General features: G+C 66.5%; 30 protein-coding genes. 3 read left to right on the top strand and 27 right to left on the bottom strand.

Annotated features, from left to right (window positions below):
- Positions 1–69: 69 nt before the first annotated feature.
- The 26 genes from AB0J09_RS20760 to AB0J09_RS20635 all read right to left on the bottom strand — a co-directional run bounded on the left by AB0J09_RS20760 (position 70) and on the right by AB0J09_RS20635 (position 18,540).
- Positions 70–468, bottom strand: a complete 399-nt coding sequence (locus AB0J09_RS20760) for a hypothetical protein (RefSeq protein WP_360693209.1) — start codon at positions 466–468, stop codon at positions 70–72.
- 338 nt (positions 469–806) lie between these two features.
- Positions 807–1,160: a hypothetical protein gene (locus AB0J09_RS20755; protein ID WP_360693206.1), complete on the bottom strand. Its 354-nt coding sequence runs from the start codon at positions 1,158–1,160 to the stop codon at positions 807–809.
- Positions 1,161–1,496: 336 nt separating this feature from the next.
- Complete coding sequence (locus AB0J09_RS20750; protein ID WP_360693203.1) at positions 1,497–2,291, bottom strand: hypothetical protein; 795 nt, start codon at positions 2,289–2,291, stop codon at positions 1,497–1,499.
- 235 nt (positions 2,292–2,526) lie between these two features.
- A complete protein-coding gene (locus tag AB0J09_RS20745) occupies positions 2,527–3,450 on the bottom strand; it encodes a hypothetical protein (RefSeq protein WP_360693200.1) in 924 nt (307 codons plus the stop codon).
- A gap of 148 nt (positions 3,451–3,598) precedes the next feature.
- Positions 3,599–4,015, bottom strand: coding sequence for a hypothetical protein (locus tag AB0J09_RS20740; protein ID WP_360693197.1), 417 nt, complete (start codon positions 4,013–4,015; stop codon positions 3,599–3,601).
- Positions 4,016–4,024: 9 nt separating this feature from the next.
- The gene (locus AB0J09_RS20735; RefSeq protein ID WP_360693194.1) at positions 4,025–4,189 is read right to left on the bottom strand and encodes a hypothetical protein; all 165 of its coding nucleotides are present in this window, start codon (positions 4,187–4,189) and stop codon (positions 4,025–4,027) included.
- A 170-nt stretch (positions 4,190–4,359) separates the two neighbouring features.
- Positions 4,360–4,686: a hypothetical protein gene (locus tag AB0J09_RS20730; RefSeq protein ID WP_360693191.1), complete on the bottom strand. Its 327-nt coding sequence runs from the start codon at positions 4,684–4,686 to the stop codon at positions 4,360–4,362.
- Between the two features lie 350 nt (positions 4,687–5,036).
- Positions 5,037–5,687: a hypothetical protein gene (locus AB0J09_RS20725; RefSeq protein WP_360693188.1), complete on the bottom strand. Its 651-nt coding sequence runs from the start codon at positions 5,685–5,687 to the stop codon at positions 5,037–5,039.
- Positions 5,684–6,061 carry a hypothetical protein gene (locus AB0J09_RS20720; protein WP_360693185.1) on the bottom strand — a complete coding sequence of 126 codons (378 nt, stop codon included), beginning with the start codon at positions 6,059–6,061 and terminating at the stop codon, positions 5,684–5,686. Before AB0J09_RS20720 ends, AB0J09_RS20725 begins: the two co-directional genes overlap by 4 nt.
- Before the next feature lie 98 nt (positions 6,062–6,159).
- Positions 6,160–6,438 carry a hypothetical protein gene (locus AB0J09_RS20715; RefSeq protein WP_360693182.1) on the bottom strand — a complete coding sequence of 93 codons (279 nt, stop codon included), beginning with the start codon at positions 6,436–6,438 and terminating at the stop codon, positions 6,160–6,162.
- Between the two features lie 17 nt (positions 6,439–6,455).
- Complete coding sequence (locus tag AB0J09_RS20710) at positions 6,456–7,124, bottom strand: hypothetical protein (RefSeq protein WP_360693179.1); 669 nt, start codon at positions 7,122–7,124, stop codon at positions 6,456–6,458.
- A gap of 1 nt (position 7,125) precedes the next feature.
- Entirely contained in the window at positions 7,126–7,284 is a 159-nt protein-coding gene (locus AB0J09_RS20705) for a hypothetical protein (RefSeq protein WP_360693176.1), read from the bottom strand.
- 228 nt (positions 7,285–7,512) lie between these two features.
- Positions 7,513–7,929: a hypothetical protein gene (locus AB0J09_RS20700; protein ID WP_360693174.1), complete on the bottom strand. Its 417-nt coding sequence runs from the start codon at positions 7,927–7,929 to the stop codon at positions 7,513–7,515.
- Positions 7,930–8,606: 677 nt separating this feature from the next.
- Positions 8,607–9,206: a hypothetical protein gene (locus tag AB0J09_RS20695; RefSeq protein ID WP_360693171.1), complete on the bottom strand. Its 600-nt coding sequence runs from the start codon at positions 9,204–9,206 to the stop codon at positions 8,607–8,609.
- Positions 9,125–9,376, bottom strand: coding sequence for a hypothetical protein (locus AB0J09_RS20690; protein WP_360693169.1), 252 nt, complete (start codon positions 9,374–9,376; stop codon positions 9,125–9,127). Before AB0J09_RS20690 ends, AB0J09_RS20695 begins: the two co-directional genes overlap by 82 nt.
- 122 nt (positions 9,377–9,498) lie before the next feature.
- On the bottom strand, positions 9,499–10,245 hold the full coding sequence (locus tag AB0J09_RS20685; RefSeq protein ID WP_360693166.1) for a hypothetical protein: 747 nt from the start codon (positions 10,243–10,245) through the stop codon (positions 9,499–9,501).
- Positions 10,246–10,362: 117 nt separating this feature from the next.
- Entirely contained in the window at positions 10,363–10,800 is a 438-nt protein-coding gene (locus tag AB0J09_RS20680; protein ID WP_360693163.1) for a hypothetical protein, read from the bottom strand.
- A 109-nt stretch (positions 10,801–10,909) separates the two neighbouring features.
- Positions 10,910–11,167 (bottom strand): hypothetical protein, encoded by a 258-nt coding sequence (locus tag AB0J09_RS20675; protein ID WP_360693160.1) that lies wholly within the window; start codon positions 11,165–11,167, stop codon positions 10,910–10,912.
- A complete protein-coding gene (locus AB0J09_RS20670) occupies positions 11,157–11,684 on the bottom strand; it encodes a hypothetical protein (protein ID WP_360693157.1) in 528 nt (175 codons plus the stop codon). The genes AB0J09_RS20675 and AB0J09_RS20670 overlap by 11 nt, the downstream gene beginning before the upstream one ends.
- A gap of 103 nt (positions 11,685–11,787) precedes the next feature.
- On the bottom strand, positions 11,788–12,510 hold the full coding sequence (locus AB0J09_RS20665; protein WP_360693154.1) for a hypothetical protein: 723 nt from the start codon (positions 12,508–12,510) through the stop codon (positions 11,788–11,790).
- A gap of 59 nt (positions 12,511–12,569) precedes the next feature.
- Positions 12,570–13,601: a hypothetical protein gene (locus AB0J09_RS20660; RefSeq protein ID WP_360693151.1), complete on the bottom strand. Its 1,032-nt coding sequence runs from the start codon at positions 13,599–13,601 to the stop codon at positions 12,570–12,572.
- 226 nt (positions 13,602–13,827) lie between these two features.
- On the bottom strand, positions 13,828–15,075 hold the full coding sequence (locus tag AB0J09_RS20655; protein WP_360693148.1) for a hypothetical protein: 1,248 nt from the start codon (positions 15,073–15,075) through the stop codon (positions 13,828–13,830).
- A 34-nt stretch (positions 15,076–15,109) separates the two neighbouring features.
- On the bottom strand, positions 15,110–15,520 hold the full coding sequence (locus AB0J09_RS20650) for a hypothetical protein (RefSeq protein WP_360693145.1): 411 nt from the start codon (positions 15,518–15,520) through the stop codon (positions 15,110–15,112).
- Positions 15,521–15,690: 170 nt separating this feature from the next.
- Entirely contained in the window at positions 15,691–16,326 is a 636-nt protein-coding gene (locus AB0J09_RS20645) for a hypothetical protein (protein WP_360693142.1), read from the bottom strand.
- A 602-nt stretch (positions 16,327–16,928) separates the two neighbouring features.
- Complete coding sequence (locus AB0J09_RS20640) at positions 16,929–17,315, bottom strand: hypothetical protein (RefSeq protein ID WP_360693140.1); 387 nt, start codon at positions 17,313–17,315, stop codon at positions 16,929–16,931.
- A 1,051-nt stretch (positions 17,316–18,366) separates the two neighbouring features.
- Entirely contained in the window at positions 18,367–18,540 is a 174-nt protein-coding gene (locus AB0J09_RS20635; RefSeq protein WP_360693137.1) for a hypothetical protein, read from the bottom strand.
- Positions 18,541–18,940: 400 nt separating this feature from the next.
- On the opposite strand from AB0J09_RS20635, the gene AB0J09_RS20630 reads away from it, so the two are divergent.
- On the top strand, positions 18,941–19,702 hold the full coding sequence (locus AB0J09_RS20630) for a DUF6461 domain-containing protein (protein WP_360693134.1): 762 nt from the start codon (positions 18,941–18,943) through the stop codon (positions 19,700–19,702).
- A 260-nt stretch (positions 19,703–19,962) separates the two neighbouring features.
- Positions 19,963–20,163 (top strand): hypothetical protein, encoded by a 201-nt coding sequence (locus AB0J09_RS20625; RefSeq protein ID WP_360693132.1) that lies wholly within the window; start codon positions 19,963–19,965, stop codon positions 20,161–20,163.
- Between the two features lie 441 nt (positions 20,164–20,604).
- Here the strand turns inward: AB0J09_RS20625 and AB0J09_RS20620 are convergent, their stop codons facing one another.
- Positions 20,605–21,282, bottom strand: coding sequence for a GntR family transcriptional regulator (locus AB0J09_RS20620; protein ID WP_360693130.1), 678 nt, complete (start codon positions 21,280–21,282; stop codon positions 20,605–20,607).
- A 225-nt stretch (positions 21,283–21,507) separates the two neighbouring features.
- On the opposite strand from AB0J09_RS20620, the gene AB0J09_RS20615 reads away from it, so the two are divergent.
- Positions 21,508–21,645: a hypothetical protein gene (locus AB0J09_RS20615; RefSeq protein WP_360693127.1), complete on the top strand. Its 138-nt coding sequence runs from the start codon at positions 21,508–21,510 to the stop codon at positions 21,643–21,645.
- Positions 21,646–21,743 lie beyond the last annotated feature (98 nt).

Below are 21,743 nucleotides of genomic sequence, written 5' to 3'. Positions count from 1 at the left end.
GGTGAAGGCCAATAGGAACGGCCCGGCCGCGCCCTGTGTGTGAGGTCGTGCCGTGCGCTGAAGCGGGGTTCAGGAGACGATGTGGAAGGTGCTGCGTGCACGCCGAGCGCGGTGCTCGGCGAACTCGGTGACCCAGCTGTCGTAGCGGGCTCGGGACTCCAGATCGGCGGGGGTGTCGAAATTGGGGTACTGGATGTGCCGGGGCTGCAGGTGCGCGGGGCAGGTGGTGCCGTCACCTGGAGGGTGCTGGTCCGCCCAGGCGAATCTGCAGGGGCATATGAGGCGGCCGTAGTCAGGGTCGTCCTCGGTGTGGATAGCGCGGCCGGTCGGGGTGTAGCCGTAGCGAGGAATTTGCCGTTCAGCGGCGGCCTTCCACTGCTGGAATCCCTCCGGGTCGATCGCGGGATCCGGCCCATAGTGCAGCATCATCGCCACGTACAGGTCCCGGCCTGCGGCTAAATCGGCCATCCGATCGGTGTGGCTGCGGAGCGGATTGCCGGGATCAAGGTCGGTGAGGATCTGGGTGATGCGGGTGTCCTGGAGGTCCTCAGCTTTCGGGCACCGCGCTGTTACGGAGAAGCACAGCGAGAACCGATGGGAGCTTCCCTGATAGCAGACTGTGCACCCACAGCTCAGGAAGCGCCAGCCGACCAGGTGGGTCAGAGCGAGTTCGTGTGTGGGTGGAGTCATCGACGCGCTGAGGCGATGGGTGGAGACGCCGGGCATCGCAGAGCTAGAGATGTCGCGGGCGGGCTCAGTCGATCTAGAAACAGCCATCGCGGTGTCCTTCAGCAGGTGGAGGGCGGTTAGGAGATGCGCTCGATGTGCGCCCAGATCACGTCGTCGACGGAATCGGGGTCGAAGCCTCGCTCGGCGCCGTGGTAGGTGACCTGGTACGTCCCGGGCGTGACGTCCACAATGGTGTCGGACCAGTCGAGAGTGGAGGGGTCTCCGCCGCGCTTTTGCCAGTCCGAGTAGTCCGCCAGCGAGAATGCCCACAGGTCGGTGCAGATGTCCGCCAAGGTGGCGCTGTCGGGGAACCTCGGGTGTTCGTCCTCGGTGTAGCTGGGGGTGGCGATGACGTACGTGCCGTCACCGGTGGGGTACAGGCCCAGGCCGCAGTTGAGAGTGGAGCCGAAGGCGCAGCCGATCTTCCCCATCCTCGGCCGCCTGGGCTCTGCCGAGGGCGGTGTTAAGGCTGGCCATGCCGGTGCGGTCCCAGTTGTAGACGGGACGCAGATCGTCGGAGACGAGGAGCTTCCCGGACGGTACCTGCAGTGTGATCGTGGTGGTGATGCCGTCCGGGTAGGGGCACGGGTCCTGCACGTGAACGGCATCCGCGGCGACTCGGAACCTTGGCCGGCGATCGCAGACGGCGCAGGCGTACTCGACGCCGGTGACCAGCTGTTCCACGTTGTCGAGCAGGCGGAACACGTCTACCTCGTTGGTGTGCGAGAACACGTGGCCGTTTGGCTTTAAGGGCAGTCTTTCGATGCTCACGAGGCGAGCGGCTCCTTCTGTGATGTCCTTCGCTGTTGCCTGCGGAGGTCGCTTTCCTTCTGCATCTGGCTGAGCGTGCGGTTGCCCTGGCGACGTAGGGCAGCGACAATCGCGGCCATGCCGACGGGGCTCGGGCCCAGCACCGCCAGCAAGTCGGATTCCGCCTGCGAATGCCAGTTTGCCTCCGCGATGGCTGCTTCGTCGGGAAAGACGTCGGCGACCCGGTCGACGGTGGCATCGAGGGCGCGGTCATGTTTGCCACCCAGCGAATACACCCAGAGCAGATTGGGTGGTGGCTGCGGCTCGACCAGTCTTCGGAATCGCGCCACCTCCTTGGTGTAGGTGTAGAACCGCACGCCCGGGCGATCGGAGATAATGCGCAGCCAGGCCAGCACGTAGGCGTCGCTGAACCAGTCCCCGGAGTCATGGATGCGAATCCAACGATCATGGAAGCGGCGCGAGCCGAGTTCCGTCCGCATCGCCTTCTCCCAGCCGTCCAGGTCCTCAACGACGAACGCGAGGTTGGCCACGTGCCGGGCAAGTACGTTGCTGAAGCGGTAGGCCCCGAATCGTGCGTAACAAATATCAGCGCACGCGTCCGCGGAAGGGCACGTGACCACTGTTCGGCCGGAGGGGAGCTCGGCGGACAAGGCGGGCAATGTCCAGTTCCAGATGCCTTCCCGGCGAAGCTGCCCGTTCTGCGTGAGAAGTCGGCGTGGGCGTGCTGCAGCCCGTTGTCCCGGCAGCTCATCGAAGAAGGTGAACTGGTCGTCGTTGGCGGGCCCGGTCATGGCCCACATCTGATGAGGTGCTCAGGATGGCGCTGTGGCGCCAGATCTCCGGCAAGAAGCATCTCGCCATCGCTAGACGGCTGGGTGCCTTCCCACTGACGAGGGTTCGCCGACTGGGTGCGGCAGCCGCGCTGGATGGCTTGGGCTGTACCTTTCTGGACTTCGCCGCGGTCTGTAAGAGGGGACTGTAACGACAGCATGGTGTGCCTCGGTGTGGTGATGTGAGGGGTGATCATCAGAGGGTGGCGAGGGGCGCGGAGCTTCCGTAGGCGGGGTAGTCCAAGGCGACACGGCCGCAGGGCACGCCGGCGTCCAAGGCGAGTTGGAAGCGCAGCACCCCGCTGACCTTTTGCTCGCGCACTCCGGCTGCGTCGAACGCTCGGTCGAGCCAGTCCCGGACGTGCTCGCCTTGCCGCGGTGGTGAGGCTCCGTGCGCCTCCAGGCGGCGCTGTACGTACTGTCGGCCCGACTCGCCGTTCACGACCTTCGACAGGGCGCGCGGATCGAGCGCGGTGCCGTCCGGGAACAGCAGCATGGTCCGATTCCGGGTTCGGCCAGTGTGCAGCATGTTCGTAGCCCGGTAGATCGTTCCGTAATGCCCGGGGTGGACTCGTTTGCCGTCGACGGAGTCGCGCGGTACCGGGTCGCAGAACGACACTACGGCGCGAAACCCCAGTGTCCGTGCCATCTTCAAGGCCTGGCCGATGGCCCATGACTCAGCGTTCGAGTCGAGCTCGTCGGCCAGCACTACGCGGCCGATGCATGTCGACTCAGAGTTCGGGCGGAGCGTCGGCCAGGCACTAGTGAGGACGGCGTCGCTGGCTGCGTTCGACAAGACGATGACGCCCTGCAGGTATCCGGCCTGGTCAAGGATGCCGAAGGCGACCTTGCAGGCGACGAAGGTGTGCAGGTAGTGGTGCTGTTCGACGTACTTCTTGGCGTCGCTGTAGGCGATGCGGCGTACCTCGTACCGGCTCTTGTCGAAGCCGCCGAGGCGCCGCTGCCGCCAGGTGTCCGCGGCGCGGCGCTCGTCTCGACTGGTGAGGCCGGGCTGCCAGACGGCTGTGCCGGCGTTCCATCGCTGGCACCATCGGCCGTCGGGAAAGGCGATCTCATCGAGAGTTGGTTGGAAAACATGGGAGGTGCGACGGCGGCTCATGGGTCGCCTGCCCGTTGCAGGCTGGCCACGCGAGTCGCGTGCCCTGAAATTGTGTGGTGGCAGTGGGTCAGGATGTCTCTCCGGAAGATGTGGAGGCCCGCAGTTCCACCCATGTTCATCGCACCTCGTTGTATCCGAGTGAGAAGGCTCAGCAGGTGAAGCAGGCTTTGCCGTGCTGGGTGCCGGGACCGGGTGGTACGGCGAGGTGTTCACGGATGCCGGTCAGCCACGGACGGGGCCCTTCTTCAGCAGCGGCAAGGAGTTCGGCGAGGTCCGGATGGACGTTGAAGGCTTCCTGGTGGAAGCGGGCGTTGTTCTGGGGCGGCATGCGTGCCTCCTTGGTGAGCATGCTGGCGGAGTGGCCTTGGCAGGTAGCGCCAGGCGAGTCAGTCAGGCGATCCGCGGCATGTAGCGCGTTCGCTACCGTGATCCCGGTGCCGGTCAGCCGGACGACACCCCGGTCGCTTGTTCCCGCGCGCCAGCGGCATGCCAGGTCCCGCGCAATCAGCGCCTCGGTCATGGGATCCGGTGCCTGCAACACGGGACCTTGCCAGTCCGCCGGCATGCCTGGACGCTAGGAGGCGCGCAGGGCTGCGAGCGCCGCTTCGCTGAGGTCGTAGACCGTGCGCGCGGTTGCGGCCATTGCAGCCAGGTCTGCCGTCGAGCGGCGCCGCGGGACAGTCTCGATATCGCTGCCGAGCTGGGCGTCGACCACGTAGGTCCAGTCGTCCAGCCGCACGCATTAGCGGCTGTAGGGAGCACTGCCATGGGAGTTAACATGATCGATCTCGCCGAGGGCGCCCGGAGGCAGGGAAATCAGACGTTCAGTGAACGAGCCGGGCGGCCAGGGCCGGTGACCTCGAAGCCGTACACCTGAAGGGACACGCACCCGGCTGCCGACCAATTTGTTCATGACTCGGTGCCCTCGTACTGGCCGCTCCGTCCGGTAACGGGGGTGAGGGTCAGGAACGGCTCGTCCGGCTTCTGGCTCACCCCGCCGCCGCAGAGCCGGATCACGCCGTCAGCATCAATCGAGACCTGCGCCGCCTTCGGCCACTCGATCGGCGACTCGCGTCCGCCAGCGGCCTCCGCCATGTAGAAGCGGTAGTTGGTAACGCGGGTGACGGACCTGCGAGTGGTGCCGTAAGCGGGGTGGTCGGTGCGGGTGATGTAGTGGTTAGTGACGTCGTAGACCTGGCCCGGCTGGACTCGGCGCTTGATCTCCGCGAGCGTCATCTGGGCGTCCCTTCGTGTGTTGGGGTGCACATTGGTTCTCTGGCCGCGACGCGGTCGGGGGTTATGCCGGATCTTCGTTGTCCTCGGACTCGAAGGCGTTGCAGTTCAAGGCAGGTTGTCGGCGTCGGATTGGGTCCGAACCACCTCAAAGGCCGCCAGGACGTGCTTGCCCAGGTCGGTGTGCTGCGTGTCAGGGGTTGGGCCGGGCCGAGCGGGAAGGACGTTGACATCCGCGTGAACCGCGCGGGTTTGTACAGTCCTGCTCGTGTTCGCTGCCGCGCAGCCTCTCGTCCCAGCAGCATTCATCGCCGACCCAGCACGACCAGAGCCTTCACGAATCCCGGACCGGTTCAACCGCGCTGATGCCGGTACTCGTGTTCGCGGGCTGCGTTCCACGCTTCGGCAAGATCGGTAGCGGAGGCGGCGACCTGGTCGCCGTCGATCGAGCAGGTGACGTTGACCGGGATGCTGAACCGGTAGCTGGCCGACTCGTTTTCCTCGAATGAGGGCAGTCGCCCCGCTTGCGCCAGCGCGTACATGTGGTCGATTCGCATGCACGCAGGGTTTCCTTGGCTATCCACAGGAACGATCGCAGCGGCCGGGCGGCCGTCGACGGTCAGGTGGGTTATGACATCGCCATCGGCGGCGATGTCGACGGCCACGCATGTGGCGCGTCCGATCGCGGGCATGGAAGGGGCGCTGCCCGTCTCGATGCGGCGCGGGTCGGCCGGGCGCTCCATGCGTTCTGGAGCGCTCGGGCCGCGTTCAGCCAGGTAGTCCGCCAGGGCATCGCTGCCGTCCTGGCTGGCGGTGTAGTCGGTCAGCACCTGGAGAAGCGTGCTGTCGGCCCATCCGTAGCGGTCCTGTGCTGCGGAGATCAGTTGTCCGACGCTTGTGCCGGTGAGGACGGGAGACTCGGGCTCCTGCTTGTCATCGTGGCCGCCGCGGCAGTCGACCGAGCCGTTGCCGCGTGGAGGTGCCAGCGCCTCGCGCATGGTCATAGCGTCAAGTCTCCGTAATTCGATCCGCATTGGATGATCTTGCCGTCGTCGTCTGCCCAGATGGCGGTGATGACGATCCGGGCACCCGTCCGGCGGTGAGTGAACGTGGCCGTCAGGGACTCCAGGGACCGGGCGGTGAAAAGGCCGTACTCGGCGCTCCCGGCGGGCTCGTCACGTTCGACGGCACAGTCGTACTCCTCCAACGGGAGCCCCCACGGCTGGAGTATGTCGGCGCGGAGCTGCTTCTCGATGCGCTGGTAGAGCGGTGAACCGCTGAGGGCGCGCTTCCGGCTGGTCGAGAGCGGGGCGCCGCATGGGGCGAGACGTTCGACTTTTCGGTCTCGGTGGGCAACCGCGTATATGGCCCTGGTCATCGTGGCCCTCTTTCAGACGCTTCTCCCAGCGCCGCCTTGACGCGGCGTTCGGCCGCAGACAGTTGTCGCCGCAGCGGTCTGGCGAGCGGTGAGCTTGCTCATGTGGCGCTCTTCGGACGTCGGCGACTCAGCTCGTCCACGGAGGAAACCTCGACGAGCTCATCGTCGACCAGCTTGCGGTAGGTGAACGTGTGGTCGGGGTTGCTCTCCGCGAGCCGGCGGATGTCAGCGACGTACGGCCATACATAGCCGTCCCCGTCGGGGACAACCTCCGTCGTGTCGTCGCTACGTAGCACAAAGAGAAGGCACGGGTTGCGCGGTGCCTCGTCAGGCAGCGGCGGCGACACGATGATCTGTGCGTCGTAGAACATCGTCACGAGCGGGTCCTCCTCTTCTACAGGTCGCGGATAAGAGCGTTGAGGCGGTCCTCGCGGGCATGCTGCTCGGCGGTCGACTCCCGAAAGGTGCAGCAGGTGACGCGGACAAGGCCGAGCTGGCGGATGTCGGCGACGAGCCGCCAGTTGCCGATGTGGTCGAGGATGACCTCGAACACCTTCGTGGCGGGTTTGTCGTAGATCCGGTCAATCGCCGCGGCGATGTCCTCGGCTGTGGTCGGCGTGGCGAGCCGCGGGAAGTCGCCAGCGAGCGCGGCCACGACGGCCGTTCCGTAGGTGCAGGTGAGTAGCGGTAGCCACTCCTTCTCCCACGGCAGGTTCAGGCTTTCGGCGAGGCAGTCGGCCAGGTCGTCGGCGAGGATTTCCTCCAGGGGGTAGCCCTCTTCCTCGCACTTCTTTCGCATCTTGGCGGCCACCTCGGCGCCGGTGACGGGCGTCAGGAGGGTAGCGTCGTCGCGGCGCCAGCTTTCGACGAGGGCGTCGTCGGTGAGCGGGCCGGCAGCGTAGAAGATGCCGCACCGGAACGGCCCATCCCACATGCGGGGGCCAACGAGCGGGCGGGGGGCGTTGACGACCACCCAGTTCTTCTCGGCGATTTCGGTGGCGTGCTCGGCGGGCCAGATGCCGGATGGGACATAACAGACTCGTAGGGTGTGCTCGTTCGTCACGTCACTCACCTCCTGCTCTCTCGGCGATGTTTTCCAGGATCTGGCGGATGAAGGCGACCGCGTCACGGGCTTGGCCGTCGAAGTCGTTCGGCCACTTGTCGAGGGCGTCGCCCAGCCGGTCGCTGGTGACCTCCGCCGGGTGGCGTCGGGGTCGAGGCATGGCGCCTGCTTTCTGGGTCGTCGTCAGGGTGTTCGGGGCTCAGAAGTTCAAGATCAGCTCGATGCTGTAGCGATCTTTGCCGAAGCCGCCGCTGCAGGCCGACCCGGGCCGCACCGCTGGCACCAGTCCGAAGCGGGGTTGGATCTCAGGAAGTATGGTGACTGGTGCACTGGTTCCGCCGCCGGTGCGGCTGGCGACAGCCCTCGAGGGGCTGCAGCGGGCTTGGCATCAAGCACCGGTCGCGCCCGCCTGAGGCTGGGCGGTCTGCTCACGGTGGGAACGCACCGCGAGGAGTATGCGGGCTGCGACGGTCTCGATGTCGTGGATCAGCTCCGGGGGCAGTTCGGCCTCCCATACGGTTTCATGGTGGGTTTTGTCAGCGCGCTGAGGCACGAAGTATGCGCCTGCGAAGCCGGTGATCTGGTCGTGGTTGGCGGCGGTCCTGTGGTTGAGCGTGACGCCGACCGTGTAGCCGCTCCCGTAACGGTTCTCGCTCTCCCAGAACAGCCACGGGAAGTAAGGGTGGCTGCAGTCGGCGCGCAGGCCCGGGATGGCTCGCACGCTATTGCGGATCGCCATACGGAACGCCTCGGCGGTGACGCTCTCCAAGTCCTCGATGTCGAGTGAACTGGTGGGGCGGCTCATGGGTTCGGTCTCCCGCGACTATGGGGTGGCAGGTTGGGAAGGCGGGGGTGAGGTGGCAAACCGCCACGGGTCGGACGGCCTGCTCAGGGGGCGTGCGGGGCACAGCGTGGCCCGCACGCGTAGGGGCGGGTGGCGGTGACCCCGCAGGGCCCTGATCCCCAGCCGCACGGGCCAGTCAGCGGGGTGGCCGGACGCGGCGTCGACGTGGTGACCGATGGCTGGTCCGCGGGCGGCGGTGGCGCTCCTTCTGCGCGTCCTGAACATCGGCAGCCGGGCTGCATGCAGTGGCCAGACGCTTCCCGCCAAACCTGGTCGAAGATGCGGAGCCCCTGCGACCATCGGGTGTAGGTGCCGCGGCCGCCGGTGTGACTGCCGTTGTTGTGCCCGCATCGGCCGCAGGGACGCTGCAGGTCAGCGGTGCCGGGTTCGGGCCACAGTGCGGGTCTTCTACCGTGTGATGGGGTTCGTCGTCTCCCGGTCACCGTTGACGATCATCCGTTTCTTAGCGCTGGTCATAGGCGTTGACTCGGGCCTGGGCAGGGCGTGGGCCAGGTGGCGGGGTGGTTTCGGGGACGGCCGCGCTCGCGCCGCGAAGGGGAGGTGTGTGGGAGACCTTGCCACGTGTTCCTTCGGTGGGGTGGTCCACCCGCCGCTCGGGTGGACCACTGGGTATTGCCTCAGTCGTGCTCGTATCCCGTGACCCGGATGGCGTACGGCGTGATCTCGACGGCGGCGTGGTCGCCGAAGGCCTCCAGCAGCACGTCGTCGAAGTGCCCGCCGCCGATCGCGTTCGACAGGGCGAGACAGCGGTCGTAGCGAGCTTCGTCGGGGCCCTCGTACGGCAGTTCCCGATAGGTGCGGGTCTCGTTGTTCCATATCCTGCGGCGTTGGCCGAGCGAGGGATTCTCACCGAGCTCGAGCTCGTACAGGTATTCCTCGAGTTCGTCTACGTCTACGTCTTCGACCTGCCGGTTCTGAGTGGTTCGAACCCACAGCGACCCGACGCCGAAGACGCACTCGTCTCCGTCGTTGAAGTACGGCGTGTACTGATGCCAGCCGAAGGAGACGATCGAGGGGTCGTCGAGAAGCGCCTGCAGCAGCGGCTGCAGCTCCTCCAGCGGTTTCTGGGGCGTCCTGGAGCGGCTGCAGATGTTGCCTTCGACGGGAATACCGAGGAAGTTCTTAGCGGGGCTGCTTATGGGGCAGTCCTTTCCTGAGAGGGGGTGAGGTTGAGGACGGATAGTGGTCTGTCGCTGGTTTTCGGGCCGCTCATCCACGGCTTGATCGGCATGCCGTCGAAGTAGTCCGTGGGCGAGGGAAGCCAGCCGAGGTCCTCGATGATGTGGCGCTCTGCGATCTCCCGGACGGGGATCTCCTTGCCGCAGACGGTGATTGTGACGCCGAACACCTTCTGGCACAGCCACACGCCGAGGGTGTGGTGGTACATCGCCCGATGTCGGACGTCTCCGACCACTTGCTTGCTGGAATCGAGGAATTCGTGAACGGGCAGGTAGTCGGTTGGCTCGCCGCCCCAGCGACGAGCGGAGGCCTTGGCGTGAAAGTAGGAGTTCAGGAGCCCACCTGGGTGAGGGTGTGAGGTCCGGCTGCGCCCATGCCGGCCGGACCAACCGCGAGCTGACGCTGGACGGACTGGGTCGGAGGCGGTGCGGCGGCCGCGGGGACCGGCTGTGCGGTGCTGGCTGGACGTTTCGCGGGTGTGGCTGGACGGGTGGCGGGTCCGCGGCTGGGGTCTGCGTATCGGCAGGTGACCCACTCGCGGTGATGTTGGCCCTTGCAATCGATCGTGGTGAGCTGGCGGTTCTTGTTCGCGAGCTTGTCGCGAAGCCATGTTTCGTGGTCGTCGATGTGCGTCTTCTCCAGCGCTTCGTAGTGCTGGAGGCGGTCGCCGAAAATGTCCCTGTCCGGAAATGCTTGTTTCCACATGCGGATGTACAAGCCGATGGCCGACTTCGTCAGCGTCGTGGCTCTGAGGGCTGGGCCCAGTGCGCAGAGCGCCTCGACCGCGGTGCCGGGTCGGGTGTCCTCACCGGCGATCACTCGGCCGAGCAGTTCGCGGCAGTGTGCTCGGAAGACGAACTCGGTGGTCATCCGGCGATGGGTCAGGCGGGAATACTGCGGTTTGAGCAGGGAAAAGGTGTGGAAGAGGACGTCTGCTTGAGTGGGATGGCGTCTGCTTGCGGCGGCGATCTCCTCTTCTGCCCAATCGACCTGATCGAGGGTGTTGTCGAGCTCGGATGCGGCGGCTCCCAGGATGGGAGTGAGCTCGGGGGCGGACTGCAGGAGGTCGGACAGCATGCTCTTCTTCGCTGAGCTGGTGCTGATAGGCGCTCCATTCGGGCTGATCGGTTTGAGGCGGCCGGGAGGTAGCAGCGGTCTGGCGGGATACGCGGCCACGCCACGGCGTCGGCAGGCCTACACCGCCGGTCGGCGCGTCCCGGTTTGGCACAGGCGGCACCATGTGTCGCGCGCCCACGAGGTGCAGTCCCAGTGATGTGTTCCGTGGTGGGTCAACAGGTGCAGTTGGAAGGCGTTGAGGGCGCCGTCCTGGTGCAGGGCGCTCACGTAGGGGTCCGTGGGGGTGGAATGCGGCAGGTGGCACTCGACATAGGCGTTGCCGATGGCTCTCCACTTCGGCCCTGCGCCGACGAGCACGTCGGCGATGCGGAACTCCACTTGTGGGGCGCCGATCGTGACCTCGATGCCGTCGATGGGCTCGTGGGGGCTCGACATGTGGCCCGGGCACGGTGCCGCCAGGCGCCCTGGCCAGCCCCGGTGTGCGTTGATCGTGTCGATCGTCGTGATGACGCTCTCGGGCGTCTGGTTGAGGGCGTGTGAGATCGATGCCGTCATGACAGTTTCCGTCCGGTGGTGAACTAGGCGCGGCGCGCGGACTTTGCGTTGGCGCGGCGGCGCCTTGCGGACGTCAGCTGGAGTGCCGAGATGAGCCGGGCTCAGGTGCCTAGCCTGTGCTCCGCTGGAAGAACGCCTGGTTGGAGCGGTGCCAGGAGTTGTCGCCGTCATAGATGGTCAGGTCGTGCGGCCTGTCCTCGGTCTGGGTGTAGACGATCTGAAAGTACGGTCGCGCCAGGGTCTCTCCGTGGACGACGAAGCCGCGCGGGGTCGGCGCTGCCTGGACGATGCGAAACTCCCGTTCGCCGTACCCCTCAAACGTCATGGTCACGTGGGCGCCAGCGGCCGGCCGCATCTCACTGCTCATCGGCGTCTCCCGCATTGGCTCTGTCGACCACCTCGCGAGCTGCGGACAGGACCGCCGAGGTGGATGCCGCAGCGGCCAAGATGCCGGACACCTTCAGCGGGTCGACGTCGTCTTCGGATTCGACTGCCCGGTCGTCGGCGTGGAGGGCCTGCTGGTTGTCGTCGTTCTCCTCGTCGGTGAGGATTCCGGACGTGGTCAGGATCTCGTCCATGAAGGTCCTCTCGATCTGGCCCTGCCAGCAGGTGTGCTCGCTGACGTGTGAGTCGTAGCCGTCCAGGCGCCAGGCGATCAGGTCATGCCACTCGTGATCGGTCAGCGGGGTGGATCGGCCGTGGTACTCCTTCAGGTGGGCGTCGAACACCGTGCGGTCCAGGTAGTTGACGGCGATGTTGGTGTAACGGGCCAAGGTCAGGACGGCGGCGGTGCCGTCGCCGTCGTGCTGGCGGAGCAGTTCCGCGCAAGCATTGTCGGCGTGGTCATGTGGGTGCGGGTTCGATGACGTCAGGTTGGTCTCCACATTGAGGGGGATCTGGCGTTGCGTGGCCGCGGCCCTGCGCTATCAGGGCCGCGGCCGATTGTTTGGCGGAGTCGCTCCACGCAGATCGGGCAGGCCTCGCAGCTCAGTCGATCTTGACGAACCAGCGGGCGATCTCGTCAGCGAGCCAATGCGAGGTCGGGCAGCTCGAGGTGCCGGGATGCTCCAGGGTGACCCAGGTTCCTGCCGTCCCGTTCCGGGAAGCGTCCTTGATCTCGGTGACCCAGCCGATCGAACCGCAGTCGCTGGCGAACGCGTTCTTCATCAGCTGGTTGCCGATGCTGAGCGGAACCGTGATGCGCTCGCCGTCCCACGGCATGTATTCGACCATGACGGTGGGGACGCCCGGCGTCTCCTCGCTGGCCCGCTCGCGCAGAATCCGCAGGATCTCGGCGCGGATCTTGGGATACAGCGCCCGCGACGGCGGTCGGGCGCACCGGGAGAACCGCCTGGCCAGCATGTCGTCGTCGGGCTCGGGGTGGCTGTGTCGTTCCGGGGTTTCGGCCAGGAATCTGGCGGCGAACCGGGTGACTCGCTGAGCCGTTCTGGCGGCGTCGCGCGGTGTGACGGGGACCGGGGCGGCCAAACGCTTGAGCACGTCGATGCCTACGAGGGACGTACGGTTGTCGTCCCACAGGACCGCCTGCAGCGCGTCGCGCGGGCCGGCCTGGATACCGTACGTGGTTCCGGCGACGTCACGCTCGCTGCTGCGGAGCGCGACCCGGGTGCCGTCGGCGTAGAAGGTTCGGGCGGGCGCGGAAGCGGAGGCGGGGTAGGTCAGGTCGTCGAGGAGCGGCATAACGCTCATGTGGTGAGCTGTTCCTTTCCTAGCGGCTGGGCGAGAGCCGCCCGCGTTGGGAGCCGGGGTCAGTGGTGGGCGGCCAGGGCTACGAAGGTGGTGGGATCCCCGGCCGCCGGGTCGGGGTCTTCGGCTTGGGTGATGTGGCCGGTGAGCGGCTGATATCCGTCCGCGCTGGCCGGCGCGGTGACCCACACCTGCAGGTGCTGAGGGAACTGCTGCAGCCGCTGGATGAGTTCTCCGACCGTGACGCGCTCGGCGGCAGCGGGGTCGGTGTGTACCTGCAGGACACGGGCGACCAGCGCGATGCCGGGGCTCAGGAGGTCGATGATGTGGAGGGCGAGGCCGCTCTCGTGCTCCTCCCGCTCGGTGTAGGCGTCGATCGCTGAGGCGAGCTCGGCGGCGAAGCGGAGGAGTTGAACAGTCCGGAGCGGATCATCGCTTGCGATCGCCTGGGCGACATCCAGGGCGAGATCGGCAAGGTTCGGAGCGATCGTCTTGATGTCGGCGCTGAGGGCATGGCCCGCGCTGACATTGAGTGCGGCGCCAGCCGGATGCTCGAGGTTCCACGCATGGGTGAGGCTCTCGATGGCGGCGGACAGCGTGGCGGCACGCCCGCTGAACTGATCCTGCGCGAGGAGGGTGCGGCTGCTGGCCGGTTGTGGACCAGTCGAAGGACAGGGGTACGCGGCCGTTTGAACGCCTGCTTCAGGTGCAGCGAGCTCGTCTCGGTCGCCACGGCGCATGCCGGCCACGATGGTGGCGATGGCATCTGGGACGCTCGAGGCGCCGATGGCCGCATCAAGCGCCTCGACGTCGCCGGAGGACAGCGGGCCCGCCCACTTCTCAAGCTGTTCGTGCGTCAGGACGATGCCGGTGGGGCGGCGCAGATGCGGCGGCAGGTCGGGTTCGGCGATCGGCGCCCACCAGTCCGGCGACAAGTCCGCGATCTCGTCGAAGGTTCTCTCGCTCAGGTCGGTTCGGGTAAAGCAGTAGCCGGTTGCGTGATGTTCCTGATTGGCGCTGATATGCAGGCCGGCGTCGTAGCGCCGGCGAGCCTCCTGCATGGGGATGTGTTCGATGGGGCCGGTCCAGGCCATGATCAGCTCCTGGTGTCGGTCGTGTGCGGATTCCGCGGGGACACTGCGATGAGGGCAGGGGGTGGCCAGCGGAGGCGATGCAGCGGTTGTCGCTGGCGGGGCTGCCCCGGTCGGCGCCGGGCGACTGCTCAGGACGGCGACGGGTGCGGGGCCTGGCCGCCGGTACGGCGGGTGGTCATCTCGCCGTGGTGGCTGGCGTGACACCCCACACCTGCAGGTAGGGCGGTCAGGTCGTAAGGTGGCCGCGGGCTTCATGTTCGAGGTTCACGCGGAACCTTCGCCACACGTTTGGGTCCGCCCGGTCCGGCCATTCGGCGTCCAGTCGTTCAGCCTGCTCGGCAGCTGCCAACGCCTGGGCGAGCTCGCCACGACGGGCCGCGTTCTTGGCTTGCGCCATGAGGTTGCCGATCTGGCGGTCACGCGCCTGGTAGCGGCGGCGTTCATCCTCCTGACGGTCAAGCTCTCGCTCGAGGGCAAGGTGCTGTTGGTAGGCGTGATCGGCGAGGTTGATGTCACGGATCACCGTGCGGACGGCCGGCCACCGGGCGGCCAGATCCGGGTGGCCCCAGGCGATGTCGGGAGCGGCCTGTTTCAGAGCCTCGGCGTAGGCTTCGGCTTGTTTCACCTGCCAGAAGGTACGGCCTTCGGCGAGGTTGAGGCCGCTTCCCGGATCGGCGACTGTCCAGGGCCGGTTGTAGTAGTTCGGACCGGTGCGGTACAGCAGGAACCTGCCGTGCTCTGCCAGGGCGCTGCTTGCGGCGTACCAGGAGCAGGCGTTGTGCACGTCATGGGCCTGCTCGGCGTACCGGGCGTCGTCGGCGTAGTCGCCGCCGGCTTTCAGATGGTTGAGGATCTGCTCGATGTCGCCGAACCGAACTGGCCGCAACGGCATGGCCCGCACGATGGGTGGCCGCGCCCCGAGGTGGTCGTTGCCGATGAGTTGTTCGGCCAGTTGCTGCCACGGCGTGGTCTGTTCGCTCGGCAGCGGCCGGCCGTCGGCGCTGGATCGGTGGGCGCGTGCCTCGGCGTAGTCGAGCGCCCCGCGTAGTTCCTCTCCGGACAGGCGGGGTGCCCGGGCCGCGACAGCTGCGCGGGCGGCTTCGATCCCCGACCGGTAGTCGTAGCCGGGGTCGGACAGCTGGTGAGTTCGCCGGGTGAACCCCACGACGGCCAGGCGCACGGCATCGCTGGCGGCAAGGTGTTCGCCGGTCTCGGTGCTGCGATCCGCGCGCCCACGAACGCAGACGGCAACCTGATCGAGGATCTCCGGGGCGCTGTCGGGCGGAACGGCCAGCGTGATCTGCTTCCAGAGTCCGTCCAGGACATGGTCCTCATACCAGTCCAGCAACGAGACGAAGACAGCAGCGGCCGCTGCGGGGATACCGAAACCGAAGGCCGCCTCACGAACGAGTGCGCCCATGAGGGCACGGTGCCGATGCGGCACATCAACCGATGGTGGCGAGCCTCCCGGCAACGAGGAGTGCTGCGTTCCTTTCCGGAGGACGTCGTTACTCCTCACAGCTCAGGAGCGCGGCCAGCACCTCCTCGCGGATGCGGCCGCCCGCGTCGTTCCAGTTCATCAGCCATTTCTGTGCGGATAAATTGTCCTGCTGCCCATCACGGCCTAGCTTCTCAGCGAGCACCTCGAGGGTGTTGTCCACCGCCCGATACTTGGCCGCAGCGGCAGGATCGGCGTGCTGCACGCGGGCACGAGCGCCCGGCATCATCGCCTTGGGCGGAAGGCCAGTGGCCCGGGAGATGGCCTCAACGAGGCAGACCTTGCCCTGATGGGGCGGGCCATCGCCGCTGACATAGTGCATTTGGGTCCAGCCGAGGCGACGCAGGATGCCGATAGCCTCGCGGCAGAGGCGACTGGGCTCGAGCTCGGATGCGGCGCTCTGCGGGGAGAGCCACTCCATGATCAACCTCCTTTCATGTGGGTCGTGAACGCGGCGGTTCGGGGGAATGAGCACGCCGGAGGATCATCGGCCGCCGCCCGACCGGCCAGGTGGCCAGCCGGGCAGGTGCTCGTCGTGTCGTTGCTGAGCGCGTTCGCCAGCCGCATCCTCGCCGTCAACGCGCGGTCAGGTCACCTGCGGCGGCGCCGCCCAGAACCTGGGCGGCGTTGCAGGTCGGCCTGCAACTGGTCGCGGACGGCGGCCCACCTGCTGGCCCGTTCGTCCTTGTCGGGCAGCGACGAGGCCAGATAGTCGACCCACGCTGCGCACATACCGTCGGCGTAGTCGATTGCTCCTTGCAGCTGTGCCACGTCGAGCGTGGCCACGTCGACGGTCTCGCCGTCGTGCATGTGCTGAGCGGTGTCCGCACCCGCCACATACGCTGGAGGCGGATCGGGCAGAGCACGGCGACGCCGCTCTGCGGCGATGGCGCCCACTTCGATGGCACCGATTTGGTAGACGAGGATGTCTTCGCCGTGCGGTCTGCCGATCCAGAGCCTGCGGATCTCCGCGACTGCTTGTGGCCGTACATCCAGCACAGCTCGGGCGGCAAAGGCCAGCCGGTTCAACTCCGGCTCGGGAACACTCCACAGCTCGCGGAAGCGGACGCGGGTGTCCCTGGCGATGGAGGAGGCGAACAGGTCGTCCAGTTGGGCAATCATCCCTTCGACAGCCTCGGGCTGAAGCCCGTACATGCGCCCGGCCAGGGTGATGCTCTCCCGGGTGGGGGCCGCATGCTCCATGACCTCGTCACGCTTGAACAGCACCCGGCGCCGCCCGCAGTCGCGACGTCCCCGGGCCAGACGCCGAGCCGCGCCCCGATTTCGCCGGCGAATGGTTCACCGAGCTGGTCGGGCGCGCGATCAACGGCATCGAGCTGCCCGACTACGCGGGGGTGCCGGACTCCGCAGCCCCGGCCGGATCGCTGATCACCTTGTCGGCCAAGCCGTAGGTGTCACATAACGTCTCGAGAGGGACCACAGACCTACGGGCATCCCTGCAGTGAGCACGCCCTCGCCAGTTGATCTTCGGCTGGATACTGCCAACTTCGATGACGCAAACACCAGTATTTCGACTCGCGTCAAACTGACAGTGCCCAGGAAGGAGCAGCTCTCACTGTCACCTTCGCTGCGTCCAGACATTGTTGTTGTCTGGCATCTCGCAACCTGATAGCTGGGCACCGCAAGGGATACCGGATGTGATAACTGTGGGTCGGAACTGATGGTGGGCCCGCTTCGGCACTTGGCTCTGGTGGCCGAACCGCTGCCGGGGTTCGCTTCGTGGGTCGATCGGATGGCAGTTCGGAACCGGTGTCCGGCGGGGTCGATGGCCGAGTTGCTGGGGCTGGACCCGCTGTAGTTGAGGAACTTCACCTGCGCGGGCGCGACCTGCGCGGCATTGTAGAAGTTCTTGTTCTTAACCAGCAACGCGTCACCGGGGTTGCCCCCGGCCCAGTATGTACGGGCTGGCGGAGACGTCCTTCGGGCGGTGCGAAGGCCAGGCACCTTCTCGCCCAGCGCGAGGGATCCTCGCGCGCCGTCTCAGCAGCCGCGCTGGTGCCCCTGGAGGTCTTCTGCTTGTCCCAGAAGTCGGCGAGCAGCGGGGGACGAACTTCGCGCTGGGATTGCTCATGTCTTGGTATCTTGACCGTCTTGTCGTCCATGATCTCCACGTCGGCTACGGCGCTCGCCGCGCCCGGCGTGACCGCGAATGTGGTGCTGCCGGTGGTGTAGGCCAGCCCGATGGACAGCTTCACATCCTGGACGTCACCGACTTGCCATCGGACCAACCTGCCGCTTGGGTGCACGCGGATCGTGATCGAGGAGTTGTCAGGACGCCATCTCCCAGCCGGCCGTGACACCGGGATATAGCAAATTGAAATCGGTCAGGTGGTGTGACTCAGCCGCGCCTCATCGCGTGGTAGCCAAGGAAAGAGTTGCCCTTGGGGCGCTCACGGGTTGACCGGCGCCGGTACGGGTCCGCCGGAGGTGGTCACAGGGGCAGGTTGCCAGTGAAGACATGTTCGGACAGCCAGGTGGCGGCCGCCGTGAGGACCCCGGTGTGGAACAGGGGCGATAGGAACGGTCCGATCTTTCCGGTGAGGCGAAGGGCGCGCTTCCAGAGCGGCCCGGTGCACGGCTGGCAGGCCGCGCAGCGGCACGGGGTCGATACGGAGGGGTTCTGGTCTGGGCTCACGGGGTCGCGGGATCGCGGCTCGTTCATGGCTGGCCTCTCTCATGCTGTAGGTCGCCTCCGGGGCGCTTCTTAGAACCTCCGGGGGATGTCGGACACTGTTGAGATTGACCGGACACTACGATCGCGCCAAACCCGCGTCAATAATCTCCAGATGGTGTGAGGCTAATGTAACTTTCCTTCATGCCCGGTTTGAGATGCCGAAACTCTTTGGGATCGAGAAACCCTCTCCGGCCCAGGGCCTTCGGTGAATGTCACCACCCACCCGCCCGTCGGACTGATGCTGGCAGTCACGCTGCGCAGTGTCCGCTACTGGACAGGTGGTCGTCGCAGTCTCAGTGTCGAGATGGCTGACAGGTTGATCCGGTCCACGGCCAGTGTGCCGCCCCGGTCGAGTGCCGCCAGCGCAGGCGGCACGAGTCGCCAGCAGCCCGGGCGGCCGCTCGACCGCCGATGCCAGCGCTTTGGCCGCCGCCGACCTGGTCACCACATCACGGCGGCAACGCGCGGTATGGCCGCCTGTGGGGCAGGTACGCCGAGGCTCCGAGCCCGTAGGCGTCCAGCCGCCCGCCCTCGGGCAGCTCGCAGGCAGCAGCGCCCGCTAGCCGATGATGTCAGCACGCAGCAGCGGCGCGAGCCGCACGGCGGGCAAGCGCCGAGTCGTCGAACAGCCCATCGGGTAAGTGGTTGTACGGCGCCGTGGCGGGATCGCGGTCCGCCGGTCGGGCGCTCAGGAAAGCGAACACGCCCGAGACCTCCAGCACGTACGAGAAGTCCTCCAACTCCATCACTGGCAGCGGCGAGACGAAATACCCCGCTACGACCCCTGGGCCGGATGCTCGCTCTGGGCACGAATACTGCGACGATTACCACCCCACCGCGGTCACCAACCGGGTCCTCAACCATCTCAAGATCAGAACCGTCGACCCAGCACTACTCAAACCGCTCGCCCTCTGGGAACCAGGCGCACCACACCACCTGCACCCGGCCGAGACCCTGGAACACCTGGGCGTGCCCGAGGCCGCGCTGCTCCTGGCTGGCGAAGGACTACGTCTCTGGCAGAGCGTTACATCGCCCCAAATTGACCTAAGCGGGAGAAGCACAAGGCAGGGATCGGACAGACAGGTAGAACGTCAAACCAATTGGTAGTTTCTGATCATGTCCGGCGCCGACTTCCCTCCTCTCCGTGTGACCTACCTCAAGCACGGACCCGAAGCCTTCCCCATCCGGGAGTGGGCGCAAGCCAATGGCTACCTGGTCAGTGAGCGTGGCCGGCTGGCCTCGAACATCGTTGACGCCTTCTTCGCCGCCCATCCCGAGGCCTACGAGCAAGCAGAGAAGGTCGAGATGGTCCGCGCCACCGCGAGAACTCCCGGCGCGTCGCCAGAAGACTACGGATGGGAAAAAGGCAACGCGCTCGGCGACATCTACACCATCGTCTTCGTCCGCGGGCTCGACGAGCACGAGGTGCTTCGCCGGATCGGGGCCGCAGACAAGGACATCCGGCTCATCACGGACGAGGACTACTCCCAGCCGGAAGGACCGGAGATCATCACCGTGAGACGAATCGAGGACTGGACGATCGCCATCGAGGACTGCGGCTGGCGAGCCTCACACATGGAGGCCCTCTGCCCTCTATCCCGCGACGGCGGAGAAGCCGTGACGGTGATGCGCCATGACTACGCCGCCCGGCACCGCCTCGCCTACGCCATCGACGGGCAATACCTCACCGACATCAACCCGACCTTCCCCATCGAGAGGCATGGCACGGATCCTGACCGGCTCAATCGACACCTTCGTGAGCTCGGCATTGATCCAGCCGCCGACGACCGCATCGACAACGCCATCCCGGCCGCCCTGGCAATCGCCAGCCGGATCACCGGCGTTGTGATCACCCCAGAACACCTTCGCCGCCCCATTCTCGGCGCCGCTATACCCGGCGCCTACTGATCACCTTGACCACCCTTCGTGACCTCGGCACCATGCCGACATGAGTGCCGGCCTGGTCATCGCGATGCCTCTCCGCCAGTAGGGGCTCATCTACGCATCCATGGACAGGGATGCCAGCGTCGAGACAATAAACGGCGACCACCGGCATGTGGGTGAGCATGGCGGCCGCCCCGTTGACGAACTTCACCATCTCCGGCCCGCCGCCGGAGTCGTACGCCTCCAACCGTGATTGATTTGGGTGGCGCTGGGCGTCTGCGGGGGTGGTCAGCTCGGTGGTGGGGGCCCGCATAGCCGAGGGCGGGGAGGCGTCCGCGGCGCAGGGCGGCGGCCCGCCCATGTACTGGGCGCCTCACGAGCCGTGGACGACATACGCCGCGAGGCACAGTAGCGCCCTGGACCGCGGGCTCCCGCCGCGTCCCCTGCTCTTCCACGAGGACGCCGAGCTGGTGATTACTCGGTGACGACGAGCCGAACGTAATCGCTCCTCCGCCCGTCTGGAGCCTGCCACGCTGCCAGTCTGGCAGGCAGGCCAAGGCCGCGCTTCGCGCGGTCGCCCCTTTGGGGCGAGCCTGCCTGCCAGACTGTGGCCGCGTGGCGAACGGCCCCCAGACGGCGAAGCGATTACGAGACGAAGCCTCCTTGGACGAAGTCACTAGAGGCAGCCATGGGTCTCTTGGACGGATGCCTCTGCTGACGACGTGGCTGACCCCGTATGTGGAGGCATCAAACGGCTTTTCGCTGCCGGGCGAGGTGTCATGTCGCAGCGGTGCACCCTTACTCTGCCGGTCTGGCTTCAGAGGATCACTGTCCGCGTTCTTCTGCAGGTGATGACAGATTGCTTCTGCCGACAGGCGGTCGGCGACCGCCAAGGCGATGATTGGCCGGTAGCGAGCGCTTCCAAATCAGCGCAGCTCGATGCGGAGTTTGTTCGCGTCTCCCCGCAGCAACGCCTCACGCACCACCATCACCGTGCCGGTGGCGTCGGTCAGGGCGACGAGGTACTCCAGGACGGGCGTGCCCGCCGCCAGGCCGAGAGCATTCGCCTCCTCCCGCGTGGGCATCCTGGCGATCACGTCCACCGTCTCGGACGCAATTGTCACCCCAGTCCTGGTCATGAGCTCGTGATCGGACTCAGCCAACTCGAACGGTTCGTCGAGCTCAGGCAGTGACTCAAGGACACGGCGAGGATAGTAGGACTTGACCTGAGGGTTCCGGTTGGCCACCCGCCGGACCACTTGCTCCTCACCGGGCATGAGGTCAGCGATGTGAGGTGGCGCGACCATCTTCGTGACCTCAACCAAGCGAGTCGGGTCACCGCTGGTCCCACCACCTTGGGCTGGCGCGACTACTTCGCGCTGGTAGGCGCGGACAAAGACACCTCGGCCGTGTTCCGCGCGGGTAAGGCCGGCTTCCTGCAGCTCTCGAAAGGCCTGCCGGATGGTGTGCGTGCTGACGTTGCCGAACTTGCGCTTCAGCTCAGCCTCCGAAGGCAGTCGGTCCCCTGGGCCATACTTGCCGGCTTCGATGTCCGCTCTGATGGACGCGGCGATCTGCGTGTACAACAACTGCCGCTCTGCCATGTCCACCATTCCCGGTCGAGTGCGCGTTCTGTCTGCGCATGCGTCAGTGACGCTCTGGCGCCCGGCTACTGACCTATCGGTAAACCCCTTCAACGTCAAACGCTCCTTGCACAACTCATACGTATAAGTTAACTTATGCGTATGAGTTGGCCAAGAGGGGCAGTGATCGCCCGGTTCGCATCGGCAAGCGCAGAAGGAGGCGCCACCTCTCCCACCGTGGGTGTGGTGCGCATCGATGAGCAGATCAGGGCGGCGAGCGATGGTCCCGTCGGATCGGCCACCCTCGAGTCGGGCGGTCGGGCCCTGCCCAGCGCGCGCGCCAGCTGGATCGCCAACGCGTACGCCGGAGGTGGCAACAAATGACAGGAATCCTGCTGATCGTCGCGGCGATCTTCCTTCCGCCCGCCGTGCTCGTCTACGCCCGGCGCGACGACACGCTCTATCACCTCACCGTCCAGCAG

It is taken from the genome of Nonomuraea sp. NPDC049784 (assembly GCF_040659615.1).
GTDB lineage: Bacteria > Actinomycetota > Actinomycetes > Streptosporangiales > Streptosporangiaceae > Nonomuraea.
The sequence above is the reverse complement of the archived record's forward strand: the minus strand, read 5'-3'. Positions and strand labels throughout refer to the sequence as shown.